14 protein-coding genes and 1 pseudogene are annotated in these 17,452 nt (G+C 36.3%); 5 read left to right on the top strand and 10 right to left on the bottom strand.

The window, feature by feature from the left end:
• Positions 1-15: 15 nt before the first annotated feature.
• The 6 genes from OQ292_RS19970 to OQ292_RS19945 all read right to left on the bottom strand — a co-directional run bounded on the left by OQ292_RS19970 (position 16) and on the right by OQ292_RS19945 (position 6,436).
• Complete coding sequence (locus tag OQ292_RS19970; protein ID WP_284683910.1) at positions 16-936, bottom strand: TatD family hydrolase; 921 nt, start codon at positions 934-936, stop codon at positions 16-18.
• Positions 937-972: 36 nt separating this feature from the next.
• Positions 973-1,920 (bottom strand): EboA domain-containing protein, encoded by a 948-nt coding sequence (locus tag OQ292_RS19965; protein ID WP_284683909.1) that lies wholly within the window; start codon positions 1,918-1,920, stop codon positions 973-975.
• 76 nt (positions 1,921-1,996) lie between these two features.
• The gene (locus OQ292_RS19960) at positions 1,997-3,313 is read right to left on the bottom strand and encodes a beta-propeller fold lactonase family protein (protein WP_284683908.1); all 1,317 of its coding nucleotides are present in this window, start codon (positions 3,311-3,313) and stop codon (positions 1,997-1,999) included.
• Positions 3,314-3,320: 7 nt separating this feature from the next.
• Positions 3,321-4,550 carry a caspase family protein gene (locus tag OQ292_RS19955; RefSeq protein WP_284683907.1) on the bottom strand — a complete coding sequence of 410 codons (1,230 nt, stop codon included), beginning with the start codon at positions 4,548-4,550 and terminating at the stop codon, positions 3,321-3,323.
• A gap of 110 nt (positions 4,551-4,660) precedes the next feature.
• Positions 4,661-5,860: a C40 family peptidase gene (locus OQ292_RS19950; RefSeq protein ID WP_284683906.1), complete on the bottom strand. Its 1,200-nt coding sequence runs from the start codon at positions 5,858-5,860 to the stop codon at positions 4,661-4,663.
• 156 nt (positions 5,861-6,016) lie between these two features.
• The gene (locus OQ292_RS19945) at positions 6,017-6,436 is read right to left on the bottom strand and encodes a hypothetical protein (RefSeq protein WP_284683905.1); all 420 of its coding nucleotides are present in this window, start codon (positions 6,434-6,436) and stop codon (positions 6,017-6,019) included.
• Between the two features lie 203 nt (positions 6,437-6,639).
• Here OQ292_RS19945 and OQ292_RS19940 point away from each other — a divergent pair, with 203 nt between their 5' ends.
• Entirely contained in the window at positions 6,640-7,857 is a 1,218-nt protein-coding gene (locus tag OQ292_RS19940) for a DUF4097 family beta strand repeat-containing protein (RefSeq protein WP_284683904.1), read from the top strand.
• Positions 7,858-7,922: 65 nt separating this feature from the next.
• On the opposite strand, the pseudogene OQ292_RS19935 reads toward OQ292_RS19940, so the two are convergent.
• The 3 genes and pseudogenes from OQ292_RS19935 to OQ292_RS19925 all read right to left on the bottom strand — a co-directional run.
• Positions 7,923-8,636, bottom strand: a pseudogene (locus OQ292_RS19935) (sulfatase-like hydrolase/transferase); the annotation flags it as partial.
• Positions 8,637-8,653: 17 nt separating this feature from the next.
• Positions 8,654-9,658: an IS701 family transposase gene (locus OQ292_RS19930; RefSeq protein ID WP_284683851.1), complete on the bottom strand. Its 1,005-nt coding sequence runs from the start codon at positions 9,656-9,658 to the stop codon at positions 8,654-8,656.
• 75 nt (positions 9,659-9,733) lie between these two features.
• Positions 9,734-10,351: a sulfatase-like hydrolase/transferase gene (locus tag OQ292_RS19925; RefSeq protein ID WP_284683903.1), complete on the bottom strand. Its 618-nt coding sequence runs from the start codon at positions 10,349-10,351 to the stop codon at positions 9,734-9,736.
• A gap of 200 nt (positions 10,352-10,551) precedes the next feature.
• On the opposite strand from OQ292_RS19925, the gene OQ292_RS19920 reads away from it, so the two are divergent.
• The 3 genes from OQ292_RS19920 to OQ292_RS19910 are packed head-to-tail and all read left to right on the top strand — an operon-like array spanning position 10,552 to position 13,956.
• Positions 10,552-11,397 (top strand): hydroxymethylglutaryl-CoA lyase, encoded by an 846-nt coding sequence (locus OQ292_RS19920; protein ID WP_284683902.1) that lies wholly within the window; start codon positions 10,552-10,554, stop codon positions 11,395-11,397.
• 49 nt (positions 11,398-11,446) lie between these two features.
• Positions 11,447-12,406 carry an ABC transporter ATP-binding protein gene (locus OQ292_RS19915; RefSeq protein WP_284683901.1) on the top strand — a complete coding sequence of 320 codons (960 nt, stop codon included), beginning with the start codon at positions 11,447-11,449 and terminating at the stop codon, positions 12,404-12,406.
• Positions 12,403-13,956: an ABC transporter permease/substrate-binding protein gene (locus OQ292_RS19910; RefSeq protein ID WP_284683900.1), complete on the top strand. Its 1,554-nt coding sequence runs from the start codon at positions 12,403-12,405 to the stop codon at positions 13,954-13,956. Before OQ292_RS19915 ends, OQ292_RS19910 begins: the two co-directional genes overlap by 4 nt.
• Positions 13,957-14,026: 70 nt before the next feature.
• Here OQ292_RS19910 and OQ292_RS19905 read toward each other — a convergent pair whose 3' ends face one another.
• Positions 14,027-15,718, bottom strand: coding sequence for an AMP-binding protein (locus OQ292_RS19905; RefSeq protein ID WP_284683899.1), 1,692 nt, complete (start codon positions 15,716-15,718; stop codon positions 14,027-14,029).
• Positions 15,719-15,988: 270 nt separating this feature from the next.
• On the opposite strand from OQ292_RS19905, the gene OQ292_RS19900 reads away from it, so the two are divergent.
• Entirely contained in the window at positions 15,989-17,392 is a 1,404-nt protein-coding gene (locus tag OQ292_RS19900; protein WP_284683898.1) for an MBL fold metallo-hydrolase, read from the top strand.
• The last annotated feature ends 60 nt before the right edge of the window (positions 17,393-17,452 follow it).

The following is a 17,452-nucleotide window of genomic DNA, read 5'->3' as shown; positions in this document are numbered from 1 at the left end:
AATTTCCGGCTTTTTTTATTTAATAATGTTTGATTCTGATTCAATCTTAGGTTGCTGCCCTCTAAGCACCGAATTTTCATTAAATAATACTCTTTGGTCAATTGGCTTTTTCTCTATCCAATCACTTTCCTTAATCTGACCACTCTTGCTGTAAATATCTAGTGGGTTTTGGTAGCAAGTCATTCTAACATGCTCTTCTGGAATACCTCTATCGAGCATAAGTGAAGCAGTTTTCGGTACAGAAAGCGGATCACTTACACCCCAGTCGGCAGAGCTATCTACTATAATTCTTTCTGGTCCGTATTGCTGAACAACTGCTGCCATTCTTTCATTACCCATTTTAGTATTTGGGTAAATAGTAAATGCAGCCCAAAAACCTCTATCCAAAACTTCTTTTACTGTTTCTTCATTATTATGGTCAATTACTACCATAGAAGGATCAAGCCCATGCTCTAAACAAACATCCATACTTTTAGATGTTCCTTTCTTTTTGTCGCGGTGAGGAGTATGGATTTGAACTGGCAAGTTTAATTCTTTTGCGAGTTCAAGTTGCAGCCTAAAATACTTATCTTCAATCTCTGATTGATCGTCGTAGCCAATTTCACCGATTCCAACTACACCTTCTTTACAAGCATAAAGAGGAAGTAATTCCATTACTTGTTCTGCCAAAGCATCGTTGTTTGCTTCTTTAGAGTTTAAGCCGATTGTGCAGTAATGTTTAATACCAAATTGAGAAGCTCTAAACCTTTCCCAACCAACTAAACTACTAAAGTAATCTTTAAAAGAACCAACTTCTGTTCTTGGTTGTCCCATCCAGAAAGCGGGCTCAATAATAGCAACTATTCCTGCTGCAGCCATTCTCTCATAGTCATCGGTTGTTCTTGATGTCATATGAATATGAGAGTCTAAAAACTGCATATGTTTTATGTTTTGCATAAGTTTTCAGTTTAAAGTAAAATACAAATAATATTTTTAATACTGTGTGGAAACACCACTTCCTGCTTGTTGGTAGCCAGAAGGAAGTTCTCCTTTTTCCATAAGATAAGCATTACCTAACTCATCCCAGTTTTGGAATTTTTTAGTTAGCGTATTCTCAAACTTATTTACTAATTCTTTAGCTTCATTAGTAGTGGATTCTTTACAAGCTAAAAGTGCAGCAGCTTTTTCGTATTGACTGCCTTGTTCAAATAGTATTTTATAATCTTTTAAAAGATTTTGTTCTGCAAATTGCCCAGTAAAACGCCAAAGTTCTGGAGTAACCTTTCTACCAGCAGCCCATCTTTCGTGTGCATAATCTGAAAGTGTAAGTGCTAATCGTTCATTAGCTCTTTCATCTGCACCAGATATCATAAATACCGGTCTTTCTGTAAAGATGGTTTTTAGCACTAACTGATTCCACGAGATATCGTCCATGTACTCAGCAGAGAATGGATTGTTAAGTACAACCGCATCTAAAACAACTGTCATGTTTGTTCTAATACCTTCTGATGCACGTTTAGCATGGATTTCTGGATTTGGCAGAAGTGGAAGTGCAGCATACAATGTAACAAGTTCAGCAACATCAGCAGATTCAAAAAGCTGATTTAAGGTTTTTAATTGCTTGTCTGAATCTTGATAAGGTATGTTTAAAAGAACAATTGTTCGCGCTACTTGTAGTGCATTCCAACCAGTAGGGTTAAATCCTTTGCGTAGGGTTTGGGCTTTTTCTAAATCTTCGCTGGATAACAGGATTTTATCTTTTGAAAAAAAACGTGAGGCAAGGCTGAAGTTGATGAAAATATTTCTTTCTGCAGGATTGTCTTTAATTAATTTTACTTTTTCCTGTAACCAGGTTAAGGCTTGGTTATCGGCAGTCTTGTTTAATAATTCTAAGAGAAAATCTATACAATTATCAATATCTGCCTGAAATCTACTTTCCATTGTTTATTTGAATTTAATGATGATTTCCATCCAAATTTAAGAAATGGATAAAGAAAATGTAGATTTTTAAAGTTGATTATTCTTTAATACTGGAAAGGACAGGCTCAATTATGGCAATTTCTTCCTGAAAGGTGATTTTAAATGTAAATACTTTAATACTTGCACCAGTATAATTGCAAACCCAAGCTTCCAAAAGACTATCTTTTTGATATACATCAATACCTACTGGTTTGCCGGGAGAATCCCAAGAGCCCATCACTTTTAGGCTATCTCTATCAAAAGCCTGAATTTTATTATCGGCATAGCAAGTGGTAAAAATCATGCTACTATCTCCCGAAAAAGCAATTGTTCTTGGATCGTCTAGCGTGCTAGCAGAAGCAACAATTTTAAGGCTATCGAGGCTGAGTTTTAATAATTTTTCTGGGCTGCTAAGGGTAACATACAAATAATTATTATCTATAATTAAATGGCGAGGAGTAGCTCCCACATAGATTTCTTTTGTCTTTTTAAAAGACCAAGTATCGTAAATAGTAATAATGCCACTGCCCATATTGGCTACGTAAAGGAGTTTCCCTTCTTGAGATATCGCCATTCCTCTTGGTACTGAGCCAGTATCTAAATTTTGTACTACAAACCAATTATCAGAGTCGGAACTGGAAATATCTATAACTGAAATGTTGTTGTCGTGCCAGTTCGATACAAAAAGATATCTTTCATCTGGAGTGACTGCGATAAATTTTGGTGTTTTGCCAGTTTCAAAAAATCGGAGTGAGATTTTTTTTCTTTTATCATTTTCATGATCTACCAATGTTGCCTGCAAATAGTTTTTACCATTTGCTATTGTGTCTTTTTCCATATTCCACAAAGCAACTCCACCAGCATTATGCAGAGAAATCCACATATATTTCCCACCATTTGTAAAACAGGCTTCAACAGGTTTTTCTGCAAAAGAAGTAAACCATTTCTTTTCTTGATAATTGTAACCTTTGGCTTTAGTTGGATGGAATTTTAGTGTTCTACTAATTTCTTTTTTATCTCGGCTAAATTCAGAAATAGACATTTCTTCCAAGTTCATGGAGTATAGAAACTCATCGTCTTGTCCGAAAACAACCGATTTTACTCCTTGGCCAGCTTTGAGGTTTTTACTTTCGACTAATGCTAAATCTACAGGTTTCTTAATAGTAACAGGTAGTGTGTTGTTCTTTTTTCTTTTACTAGGAGAGGGAGCTGTATCAAGTTCATCTTTCTCAGCAAACTTTACGCTTTTTTTAATCTTCTTTTCTGGTTTATCTTCTTGCCCTTTAAAAAGTGTAAAAAGTAAAAAAGCAGAATTCAATATCCATATAATGAATATGAGCCAAGCTACTTTTTTATTGATGTTGATGAAATTCATGATTCAGTTAATATTTTATCAGTATGTTTTGATCGCTTCCCCAAACTTCTGGATTTTGCTCTCTACTGTGTAATCTTCTTGCCCAATAGGGTACTTCTTCGTTAAGGTAACTTCTAATTTCTTGTAAGCTAAGTTCTTTGTCGCTATTGCTATTAGCTACTCCTTGTAAACCTTTTAAGAAGAAGTATGTAAATAATGAATGCGATTTTTCTGGATACCAAGAAGATACTTGGTCGTTTGCCGCAGAACTAAAAACAATAGCTTTTTCGTCGTTAATTAAGCTACTTTTAGCATCAATAAAAACTGGCGACATATTTTTAAGTAAAGCACCACCTTCAGAAACGCCACTAAAGCAAGCATCAATCACAACAGTTAAAGACTTGTATGGCAGTTGTTCTAAGTTTTTATAAAATAGGTCGAGACTATAACCATTTAATGCAACCAGCGAAGGATCACAATCTGTAGGTATAAAAAATCCTTTCTTAGATTCTGGATCGGGGCCACCATGTCCACTGTAATAGATAAATACATCAGATTCATTAGGTCTTACATAATTATAAAGTTTACCTTTCGCAGTATTCTCGTTTCCGAATAAACTAAAGAAGTTTGCCTGAGTAGCATCTTCTACATAAATGATGTTACCTTCTTTATAACCTAGTGATTTTATTAAATAATTTTTGATGGTTTGCGCATCATTCAAAGCATAAGTCACTTCTGGAATATCATCGATCTGATAGTTTTTATTTCCGATAATAACTGCTATTGCATTTGTATTGGTAATGCCAGTTTCTGGAATATTGATATCTACATCTGATTGACTAATTTCTTTAGCAATTACTTCCTCTTCTTTTGCGATCTCTTCTATAGCTTCTTCTGTAATACTTTCCTCAGCTATCTTTTCTTCTTCTGCAATTTCTTTTTCTTCAGGAAGGTCAGTTTTTTGTCTTTCTTCTATTTTGCGGTAATTATCGTTTGCATGTATTTTATACAGTTTGGCGATCTTTCTTGGTTTATTGCTTTTTACTCGTTTTACGATTAGTTTTTCTCCAATTTTTAATCTATGCCTTAATGGGAGCTTATTTAGAGACCTAATTTCTGATATATCAGTTTTGTAAAGGTTAGAGATGCTAAATAATGTTTCACCTCTCCTCACAGTATGATACACATTTACTAATTGCTGTGCGTTTGCTTGCAAATAAATAAAACAGCCTAGAAAGAAAATTATAAGTGTTTTCATGAATGACCTTGTCAATTAAAAAAAGTTGGACAACAAAAAATACACTTGGTTTAATTACTTGAAAAATAATGAAAATTACTAAAAAATGGATATTTTGATTGGAATCTTAATTAATTTGCCTGCTGAAATAATGCCACATCTTTTAGTTTAATCACTTTTTCTGCAGGTTGATTTAAAATTCTTCTAGCTCTTAAAAACCTGTTGAGTTCATATTCATTATAGTTATCTGCATTTGGATCAAATGAGTTTACTCTTACTCTTCCTGAAGCATGGATAAACTCATTATTTCCTAACCACATGGCTACATGTACAACCTTTTCAGTTTGGTCATCAGTAGCTTTTCTGCCAAAAAATAACAGATCTCCAGGAACAAGATTTTCAAAACCTGCTGAAGTATCAACGGGTATTCCAGCATGCACTTGTTGAGAGGCATCTCTTGGAATTACCATTCCATTCATAAAATAAATAGTTTTGGTAAAACCACTACAATCAACTCCTTTAAATGAAGTGCCTCCCCATAAATATGGAGTTCCCATCATTTTTTTACTTACACTTATCAAATCGTATTGTTCAGGGTTTAATTTGCCAATCCATTGATCGTAAAATTCTGTTGCTGTTTTTTCTATGTATCCCAGTCTGCCATCTGGAAAAGAAATCTGATAGTATCCATTATCTTCTCCTTCGTATTTTAAAATGTCTCCACCAACTAAATCAGAAACTAACTCTTCGTTTTTAGGCGATACAAAAGCATTTCCAACTGGCTGTAGAAAAATCAGCTTTTTACTTTTTATCCAATTGTTGTATTCTTCATCATTCATTAAAATAATTCCACCAGCGTCTACCCAAGAAATATACTTGTCGGGAGTTTGTACTCTATACCAGTTGTCTTCTTTTTCTAAAACTTTTAAAGGCGTTCCGAGAGTTGCCTGAGTAGCTAGCTCACCAGAGTGTTTCGGTTGACTTCTAATGTTAGCAACTGAAATGTTTACCACTGCATGGGTTTTATTTTCGAGTACTTCTGTATCTGGTAGCGATTGGATGTTTATATCTGCTGTTATATTTTCTTTTTCTAAAAGACTTTCAACTTGATTTTGTGCACCATCTACATCACTTTTTCCTGTTATCTGTAGCTTTCCATCTTTGTACTCATGCTCTAATTCTAAAATAGCGACACGTTTATCGGCTACAATCTCTTTCTTAATTTTGCTTAGAGCATCTTCTAAACTTGTATCTTCAGCTTGTTGGTTATTAGTGCAAGAAGCAACAATAAAAGGCAGAAATAAAAAAATATATAAAAATGAGTTTTTCATCAATGTTAAAGTGTTAAAAGGTATTTGAACCAGCCTGTATAAATTTTGCTACTTAAATAGTAATTGCTGGTTAACATATTGAAGGCTCAAATATAAAAAAAGGAAATCTAATGACAGATTTCCTAAAGTATTATAAATAGTTTTAACACTTTTTTATCAAGCAGCATGACTTGCTATTTCTTTAAACCAGTCTTCACCTTCAGCTTTACTCAAAACAAATTTCACATTAAAAGAAGTAAACTTTTTAACTCCATTTACCAGATAATTAATCCCAACTTTGTTGGCAACATACGAAGAAGAAATGATGGCAACATTACAGTTATTATTTACACCTTTCTTAGCTCTCGGGATCCAGTTCATTAAATACCATGCTCTGGCTGTCATGCTCACTTTTCCTATCTTTCGTTGATCAATAATGAGTTTTTTTAGATCACAAGCTTTGCCATTTTGGAGTAACACTTCCCAAACATCTTTATAATCTGTATCAGAAATATTACCCTCAAACTGGAGGAAGAATACTTCATTTGCTATGTCGTGAGATATTTTCGCGTAAGGTTTATCAAGTATTATTTCCATAACAATGTATTTAGCGTTTCACTAAGAAACGGTAATATTTCGGGCAAATTTGAATGTAGCTTCTTAACAATAGCAAACTATATACTTTGCAGCAGGGGTAGCCAATTTCTGATTTATTTACAAAAGGTTGAAATTTTGTTTAAATGGTGCATCCATTATGCAACTAGCCATGTCTTTTATAGTGAATCATAAAAACAGAAGAAATGAAAAGAAATACAATTTTTACCTTGTTAATGTTTTTTGCAGCTTCTCAGTGGGCTCTTGCTCAAGAAATATCAAAACAATTTACATCAAGTAAAGGCAAAAAACTCAGTCTATCATCTGAAGTTGGTGGTAATGTAATTATAGTTGGTTGGGATAAAAATGAGGTTGACGTAAGTATTTGGCATAATTTCGACGATAACGAAGTATCTTTTGATATAAAAGAAGAAAATGGTAATGTAACAATTGAGGCAGAAAAAAAGGGTAGTAATAGATGGAAATGGAGTAATAATGGAAAAACAGAATTTAAAGTTTATGTACCATCTCAATTTGATCTTGATGCTACTACATCAGGTGGAAATGTAGATATTACAGGAGTTTCTGGAAAACTAAAAGGAGTTACTTCTGGAGGAAATATAGATGCTGAAAAATTAAGCGGTTCTATCAATTTAGTAACAAGCGGTGGTAATTTAGATTTATCAGACATATCTGGAGGTGGTAGAGTAGTTACAAGTGGTGGCAATGTGATTGTGGAAGCGATGAAAGGTGATTTCGATTTAACTACCAGCGGTGGCAATATTACAGTTAGCAAATCTGAGATTAACGGTAAAGCAGCTACAAGTGGTGGTAGTATTAAAGTAAATGCAACAAAAGGTGATTTAGATGTATCGACTAGTGGTGGTAACATTGTTTTGGCCGATGCTGAAATTAGTGGCAAAGCAGCAACTAGTGGAGGTAACGTAAATGTTGATAAAGCAATGGAAGGTAGTTCTGTAGCAACCAGTGGTGGAAATATTACAGTAAACAAAGCGCGTAAATTTATAGTAGCAAAAACAAGTGGTGGTAATATCGAAATTAAAGAGATAGATGGTAAAGTAGAAGCTAAAACAAGCGGTGGAAATATTAAAGTGAACATGAAAGATGATTGGGATGGTGATCATGATGCTGAATTAATTACTTCTGGTGGAGAAGTAACATTGTATGTGCCATCAGACTTCGATATGGATTTTGATATTACGCTAGAGATCACAAGAAATGCACATAGAGATTATAAAATCAATACCGATTTCCAGATGAATATTTCTGAAGGTGATTGGGAAACCTCTGAAAGTAGCAGCAGAGCAAGAAAGAAAATAACTGGTACTGGTAAAACTGGTAGCGGAAAAAATTCAATTAAGATTAAAACAGTGAATGGAGACATCAACATCAGAAAGATGTAAGCCAAACATTTATTTAATAAATAGGTAATATGCAAACAGGTCGCCTATAAAGGCGACCTGTTTTTTTATTGGGGTAAAATGCCATTTGTTTCACTAGCAAACTTTTCTAATAAAGCTTGCATCTTCTCTGCTTTTTCAGGATGTCGTTCTATGATGTTGTAGTTTTCTCCCGGATCATTTTCCAAATCGAAAAGCTCTGGAATGTTTTTTCTGATTGAGTATTTATAATTGCCCACTCGCACAGCTTCTAAATTTTTCACTCTAAAATAATAGAGTGTATCTCTAGGAGAATTGGTTGATGTGCCATTTAAAAAATCTCTGGCATTATAGCCATCTAATTGTAGACTGTCTGGAATTTGAGCTCCTGCAACAGAGGCAAGTGTCGCAAACAAATCCATAGTAGTAAGCATCTCAGAATAAACTTTGTTTGCTGGTAGTTCTGCTGGCCAACGCATAATTCCCGGCACTCTAAACCCACCTTCAAATGTGGTTGCTTTTGCACCACTCAATGGACCTGTTGAGCCAGTATGCCAGCGTTCTACACCTTTTTGCAACATTCTGTCTGGTAGATTGTGCCAAGGGCCATTATCAGAAGTAAATATTACCAAAGTGTTTTCTTTTAGTTGTAGTTCATCCAATTTATTTAAGATGCTACCGACACCTGTATCAATGTTTTCTACTACAGCTCTGTATAGATTATTGTTGGCTTTTTTGATGTAACTCTCAGGAGCAGATACGGGCAAATGCGGCATGCTGTATGGCAGGTAAATAAAGAAAGGGTTGTCTTTATTAGGACTTACGCATTTAAGTTAAAAATGATAATAGGATTAGCAAGAATCTGTTTAAGATAGTTGCTGAACGGAAGTACTTTGATTTGATAGAGTGTTGTTTTCAACTGTTTTGCAAGGAGTTTCAGCCCTATCCAAGCCTGGTAGCAGCAAGCTAGATGGTTCCTCTGGGAGATTGCCTTTCGGCATTGGCACTTCTCAGAGCCTGTAAGCTGTTTGTATTCCCTGTGGAACTGCTCAATCTGCCATCTGATCTGGGATTCGTTTTCGGCCTCAAATACATTCATCCTGTCCGATAGATCATTTGTGATCACCCATTCAATGTCCCCGTTTAGGGAGACTATCTTGAATAATTTGACGGGGTAAGGGTATTTTTTGAGTTTGACCTGTACGCCTTCCAGCAGTTGCCTACCGGAAAGCTCGACTGTGCCCACAGCCTGCATCCCTGTGTCTCTGGATAGGCTGACTTGGCGGTTGCTCTTCAGGGTAGTGAAGAATGTCCAGCCGCTTCTGTGCACAAGCTTAAGGTTGTCCATGGAAGCATACCAGCTGTCAAAAAGTATCTTTTTGGCTTTCAGGTCTTTACGCATGGTCATTCGGGTGAACATCTCCTGGAAATGGTCATTCTTGGTCTTCTTATCCGTTTCTGGGTGGTAGATTCGGTAATCGATAGGATAGTAATCCCCATCAATGCCATTGCTGTGTACCATGTTTACCAGATTGATCCCATTGACTAGGCCATGCTCATTGCCTGAGTACTGCCTTTTGGCCAATTCTATATACCGGGAATACCTCTTTGCCTGAACACTGTCATCGACAAGGATAAATGAGTCTGCGCTATCTTGGAGATGGCCCTTGACAATATCCCACAGGTCGGAAGAGGTAAATTTAGAATGGGCTAGAAAACGTGTGACTTGGTCATGACTGACATCCATAGAATGGGCTGCCATGTGGGTACAGGTATAATTCCCGTGAGTATGGAGAAGATATGATATGTACAGAGATTTATCCATATAAATTAGTATTAAAAAAAACAATCTCTCAAATCTTGAGCATTTTTGCTAGAGAAATTTAATATTGCGTAAGTCCTATTTATTTTGATCGATAAAGTCTATGGCTTTTTGTGTGTATTCATCAGTTAAACCTTCTTGCACATAGCCCACTTCACGAATCCTTTTTTCATTCTCGTACATCATTAAGGCAGTATCTGTTTGCACCCAAGGTTTAATCATGTCATTGCTGTAAGGCAATCCATAAAACATATCGAATCCGCGACCTGTAGGCAAAAGTGCTGGTGTTGCATGTCCTAAATGCCATTTGCCAATAGCAGCGGTTGCATATCCTTCTGTTTTAAGAATCTCAGCAATGGTAACTTCAGACTGTGGCAAACCATGTTTTGATTCTGGTCCCAAGTTTCCTGGAAGATGTCTAATTGGATATCTGCCTGTAAGCAACCCAGCTCTTGATGGAGTACAAACAGGAGCAGCTACATAAAATGAAGTGAGTTTAATACCTTCGTTTGCAAGCTTATCTAGATTTGGTGTCTTGTTTACCGGATTTCCATAACAAGACAAATCTCCATAGCCCATATCATCCGCAAAAATGATAATGATATTAGGTTTCTCAGCAATGCCTTGATTTGGAGAATTAGAACAAGCATAAAAGAGCAAGCTAAAAAAGAATAGAATTATAGTATCAGTTTTCATTGGTAATGAGGAGTTTTAATTCATATGTTGGTAATGAATATACAAAGTATGTGAGTGGATAAAGGATGAATATTACTCATTCTGTTTTTAATGATGTTTAAATTGAATTTTTGATTGCTCTAATTAATGGATTGAATTTTTTTTGTTATCATGGACTGTATTGTATGAGAGTTAAATCTCCTTAATCAAAATAAGCAAATATGAAAATTACTGAGTGCCCAAGAGATGCCATGCAGGGTTTACATGAGTTTATTCCAACCAAAGATAAGATCCGGTATATTAATGCTCTTTTAAAAGTTGGTTTCGATGTAATAGACTTTGGTAGTTTTGTCTCTCCAAAAGCAATTCCTCAAATGCGAGATACAGCAGAAGTAATGGCGAATTTGGAATTAGAAACCTCAAAATCTAAGTTACTGGCAATTGTTGCCAATTTACGTGGGGCAGAAGATGCCCTTCAACATCAACAGATCGATTTTTTGGGTTTCCCACTTTCAATTTCTGAAACCTTCCAACAACGAAATACAAACAAATCTATAGATGAAGCAATTGCAGTTGTTGAGCAAATTCAGAATAAAACTGATCAAGCAGGCAAGCAGTTGGTGGTCTATCTTTCAATGGGTTTTGGTAATCCATATGGCGAGGAATATAACCCAAATATTGTGAGTGAGTTTGTTGCCAAATTAAATACCATGGGAGTCGGTATAGTCTCTTTGGCCGATACAATTGGCAGTGCCACTCCTGACTTGATTACTGCTGTTTTCAAACAAGTAATTTCTGATTTTCCTGAGTTGACCATCAGTGCGCATTTTCATTCAACTCCTCAAAAAGCCATGGAAAAAATAGAAGCCGCTTGGAATGCTGGTTGCAAAAGTATTGAAGGTGCCATTGGCGGAATGGGAGGTTGTCCGATGGCAAAAGACGATTTAACAGGTAACATTGCTACAGAAAATATCCTAGCTTTTTGCCAGAAAAAAAGCATAGCTACAACTATCGATCTTGCAGAATTTAAAAAAGCATCAATAATCAAATCTGAATTATTTGGGTAAATAATGGCTCAGATTTGTATTTGAGCAAATTATGTAAGAACATTCCGGTATGATTGAAGTACGGAATCTAACCAAGCTATACAATGGCAAGGCGGCTGTAAATAATATTTCTTTTAAAGTTGAAAAAGGAGAAATGTTTGTCTTGCTGGGCACAAGTGGCTGTGGTAAAACAACTACTCTCAAAATGCTTAACCGACTTGTAGAACCGGATGAAGGCACCATTCTAATTAATGGAGAAAATATTAAAAGTCTACAGGTTGAGCAACTACGCAGAAAAACCGGTTATGTAATTCAGCAAACGGGTTTATTTCCTCATTACACCGTAGAAGAAAACATCAAAGTAGTGCCTGAAATGCTTGCTTGGAAAGCTGAAAAAATGGAGCAAAAAGTAGATGAATTAATGGATTTACTAAAGCTTCCATCAGAAATGAAAAAGCAATATCCAGATGAGTTAAGCGGAGGACAGCGGCAACGAGTCGGCCTCGCCAGAGCATTAGCAGCAGATCCACCTTTGATCTTATTAGATGAGCCTTTCGGTGCACTCGATCCTGTTACCAGACAGCACTTGCAAGATGAATTTGCACAATTGGAAAACCTACTTACTAAAACAATGGTAATGGTTACGCATGATGTAGGCGAGGCAGTTAAATTAGCAGATAGAATTTGTTTGATGAGTGAAGGAGAAATTGTGCAAATGGGAACAGCCAAAGAATTACTTTTTAGTCCAGTAAATGATTTTGTGAAATCTTTTTTCGACTCGCAAAGATTTTTTCTGGAAATGTCTGTAATTGAATTAGCAGATTTAGCTGATATATTTCCTGAAAACCTACAGATTAGCGGTGGTAATCCTTTAAAGTTTATTTCTGCAAATATCGACCTACTGCAATTTCTTGAAAGCCATACTGAAAAAGATAAAACTCAATTCGCAGTAAAGAATAGTAATGGCCATATTTTATACAGTGCCAGTCGTGCCGAAATTCTGGAAGCTTATTATCAAAAATATAAATGAACGAAATAATTACTTTCTTTTCCAGCCATAGTACAGAGATTTTAGATGAAACCATTAGGCATGTTTGGCTAACTTTAGTAGCTATTTTTCTGGCAGTTATTGTAGGGGTGCTCACTGGCATTTTTCTTACCCGAAAACCTGCTTACTCCGGTACAATTATCGGAATAGTAAATGTGATACAAACCATTCCAAGCCTCGCCTTGTTGGGTTTCCTTTTACCCGTTTTAGGAATTGGAGTTTTGCCTTCTGTAGTTGCACTCTTTCTTTATTCGCTACTCCCAATTGTAAGAAATACTTATGCCGGAATTACAGAAGTGCCTGAAGCTGTGAAAGAAGCTGGCTTAGGCATGGGTTTTACTAAAAGGCAATTGTTGTTGAAAGTAGAATTGCCTTTGGCTGTTCCAGTAATTTTTGCCGGTATTAGAACTGCTACAGTCGTGAGTGTAGGCGTGGCAACTTTATGTGCTTTAATTGCTTCTGGCGGATTGGGAACTTTCATTTACAGAGGCATTGCACTCAACAATTCTGCGATGATTTTAGCCGGAGCTTTACCCGCTGCTTTATTGGCTTTGCTTTTCGATTTTGTTTTAGGCTTTATTCAGCGAAATATTAAAACTACCCTAAAACCAGTTTTGATTGCTTCTTTAATCCTCATGTTATTTCTTGCTGTAAATCAATTTGTTGGAAGCTTTTCAAAAAGTTTCACAGGAGGATTTCAGTATGAGTTTATGGAAAGAAAAGATGGCTTGCCGGGCTTGTTAGAAATTTACGGTTTTGAACTTTCAACTGTTGAGTTGGATGCAGGTTTGATGTATCAAGCAGTGAAAGAAGGAAGAGTTGATGTGATTGGCGGTTACTCCACAGATGGAAGAATTGATGCTTACGATTTGTATGTGTTGGAAGATGATTTAAATTACTTTCCACCATATGCTGCGGCAGTCACAGTGAATGAAAATACTTTGGAGAAATACCCTTATTTGGAAGAGGTGATTAATCAGTTATCAGGTAAGATTACTGATGCAGAAATGCGCCAACTAAACTATCAGGTTGATTTTGAGAAACAGGATGTGAGAGAAGTCGCTTTGAACTATTTGAAAAAAAAAGGATTTAAGGCTGAAATTAACCGTTCTGGTGAGTCGAATATAGTAATCGGAGGGAAGATATTCACGGAGCAGTTTATTCTCGCAGAAATGCTTAAAATCATTATTGAAAATAATACTTCACTTACAGCAGAAACCAAAACAGGTTTAGGAGGTACAAAGATCTGTTTCGATGCGCTAAAAGCTGGTGAAATTGATTTGTATGTTGAGTATTCTGGAACAGGCTTTCAGGTTTTATTAAGTCCTGAAGATAAGGTGGTAGATGAGCTAATTAGGGATAAGCAAGAAGTGTATGAATATGTGAAATTTCATTCTAAAGAAAACTTCGGAATCGAATGGCTAAAACCACTGGGATTCAACAACACATATGCTTTAATGATGACAAAAGATAAAGCCGAAAAGCTACAGCTAAAAACCATTTCCGATTTGAAAAACTATTTGAATGAATAAAAAATCCCCATACACTTTTAAATGTATGGGGCGTAAATAGTTAAGAAACACCTGTTCAAAATAATTTTTTCTAAGCCCAGATAATGTTGTCTTTCAACTCATACCATTTCTCTGCTTTTTCCAGATAACGGCTATCAATCAAGTTTCTTTTGATTTTTAATGTAGGAGTGAGAATGCCATTCTCTATGCTCCAATCATCATCTAAAATCACGATCTTTTTAATCCTTTCGTAATTTACCTGTTCAGCATTAATTAAGGTAAGCATTGTCGCAAGGCTATGTTCAACTGCTTCTCTAGAAGCATTCTTGCCAATGGCAGAAAGTATTACCAAAGCGATCGGTTGAGGTAAGCCACTTCCCATTACGCAAACTTGCTCTACAAAAGAGTCAGCGGCAAACTTCCATTCAATAGGCCCGGGAACAACATATTCACCTTTTGCAGTTTTAAAAATATCTTTTACTCTTCCCGTAATTTTTAGGTGGCCTTCTTCATCTATTTCTCCCATATCTCCTGTGTGGAGATATCCATTTTTAATCATATCAGCAGTCATGGCTGGCTCACGGAAATAACCTTTCATGATCCATTCCGATTTCATTAGAATTTCACCAGTTTCATCATCAATTTTTAAATCCACTCCCGGGTACGGCTGGCCAACAGTTCCAGGTTTGTAAGCATCTTTTCTCATCAAAGTACATGCTCCTGCATTTTCTGTCATTCCATACAGTTCTTGTAATTTCAGTCCTAGTTTATTGTACCAACTGTGTAGTGATTTAGGCGTTGGTGCTGCCGCTGTAAATACCATTTCTGCTTGACTCAAACCAAGACCTTTTTTTATTTTTTGTCTTACAAAATTGGATATCAATGGAATGTTTAACAGGATATTTAATTTATTTTGAGGCATTTTTTCTAGCACACCCATTTGGAATTTTGTCCAAATACGAGGCACAGCAAAAAATATGGTTGGTTGAGTATCCTGAAGGTTTTGCATGAAAGTATCTATGTTCTCAACAAAAGAAACCATTCCTCCAGAATACAAGCACCAAACCTGTATTATGGCTCTTTCAGCTACATGGCATAAGGGTAGATAAGAGAAATACTTTTGCCCAATTTTCTCTAATGGAATTGTTTTCATTACAGATTCCATCGTAATAGCAAGTCCATAATGAGTGTGTATAACACCTTTAGGTCTACCTGTAGTGCCAGAGGTGTAAATAATAGAGCTTATATCGTGTACATTGGGTGTAAATTCACCTTGAAGTGGTTCTTTGTCTTTAATAATCTCATCCCAACTTTCGAGTTCAGTTGCTGGGCTATCAGGCAATGCAATACATCTCACATCACCAGGTATTCCTTCTCGCATTTCATCCCAGTTATCTAGCTTACCCACAAACAATACTTTTGTGTATGAGTGCTCAAGTACATGTTCTAATTGTTGTGCAGTTAAGTTGGGATAAAACGGAACAGAATAATTATTACTCATTATAATTGCTAGATCGGCTATAAGCCAATGAGCACAGTTTTTCGATACTATTCCAATTGGCGTACTTTTATCGTAACCCATTTCGATAAGTGCCGTTGCCATTTTTCTGGCTTGCAACCCAGTCTCTTTCCACGAATATTCTTTCCACGTATTTCCATAGGGTTGGCGCAAATAGGTTTTATCTGGGGTTGTTTTTTCCCAGTGGTAAAACTTGCTAATTATAGGTTTTACATGTGTTGCTGATGCCTCTGAGATAGCCTGTGTTGTTTTCAGTTCTTCCATTTCTGCTAATTAGTAAGGTGTGAATCTACTAAATGTAGTGATATTCCTGATGGAAAGAAAAATTTGTAAACCAATTATTCAAACTCACTTGTTAAAGATTTATAAGGTATTCTGATTTGAATGCTTTATCACAGGCTGATCGAAATCATATTTTCAGATTACTTGATGGTCTATCTTATAAACATCATAGCGCATTCATTTTGAGAAAAAAGAAAATGTGCCGATATAAGCCTATCACCTTAACTTATAACTTACAATAAACCCAAACACATGGATATCAGAATTAGATTTTTGGGTGCTGCCGGAACCGTAACAGGCTCAAAATATTTGCTTGAAATAGATGACCATAAGATCATGGTCGATTGTGGTTTGTTTCAGGGGTTGAAAGAGCTGCGCCTAAAAAACAGAGAAGATTTTCCTGTTAATCCAAAAGAGATAGAAGCCATTGTGCTCACACATGCGCACTTAGACCACAGTGGCTATTTACCCAAATTATGCAAGGAAGGATTTAGTGGTCCGATCTATTGTACTGAAGCAACGGCAGATTTAGTGAAGCTTTTGTTGCTAGACTCAGCCAAGTTGATGGAAGAAGAAGCCGATTATGCCAAAAAGAAAGGCTACTCCAAACACGAAAACCCTGAACCATTATACCGTACAGAAGATGTAGAGAAAGTATTGCCTTTGCTGAGGAAGTTTCCTTTTAAAAAACAGGTTTCTGTAATCGATCGAGTACAAGCTACTTTTTACAATGCAGGCCACATTTTGGGGGCTGCTAGTGTCGAACTCGAAGTAACTGGCATCGAGCAAAAGAAAAAGTTAGTGTTTTCTGGTGATATTGGTAGGTACGAAGAACCAATTCTTTATGAGCCAGATGTGGTAAAAGAAGCTGATATTTTATTGATTGAATCTACTTATGGTAATCGTAAAAATCCGCAAGGCAATCCAGTTGAGAAGTTGGCTGATGCTATTAACAAAACATTTGATAGAGGAGGATGTGTAATGATTCCGGCATTTGCAGTTGGCAGAACACAAAACCTACTTTATTATCTCAAAGAAGCTTTAGACCAAAAGTTAATACCAGAAGTGCCGGTTTTTATGGATAGCCCGATGGCAATTGCAGCAACAGAGTTGTATGTCAATCATGCAGCTTACCATAAGCTCTCAGCCAAAGATATTAATGAAGAAGATTCATTTTTGTCCTTTAGAAGAAACCTACAAATAGTTCGATCACATGAAGCATCAATGTCGATTAATTATGTGCAAAAAGATGCGATAATAGTTTCTGCCAGTGGTATGATGACGGGAGGTAGAATTCTTCATCACCTTTACAATCGCTTGCCGCATAAAAACGATACTTTACTTTTGGTAGGTTATCAGGCAGAAGGCACAAGGGGTAGAAGAATTGCCAATGGAGAAGAAACCATTAAAATTTTCGGACAAATGGTTCCTGTTAACTGTGAAGTGGTTGTGATAGATGGGTTATCGGCACATGCAGACCAAGATGAATTACTCCGCTGGACCTCAAGTATTGAGATGCATCCCAAACGGACCTTCATAGTTCATGGTGAAAAAGAAAGCGCTACAGTATTTTCTGAGTTGCTAAACGAAACTTATGGCTGGAATACAGAAGTGCCTGCATACCTCGACTCTTACGAACTGTTTAAAGGAATCTAATGTAACGCTGGTTTTAGAATCTTTTCTCAGGTTTATTAGCATTTGACATAAATCATTCTG

It is taken from the genome of Chondrinema litorale (assembly GCF_026250525.1).
Taxonomy (GTDB): domain Bacteria; phylum Bacteroidota; class Bacteroidia; order Cytophagales; family Flammeovirgaceae; genus Chondrinema; species Chondrinema litorale.
Note: the sequence above shows the minus strand (reverse complement) of the source record. Positions and strands in the feature narration are given on the sequence as shown.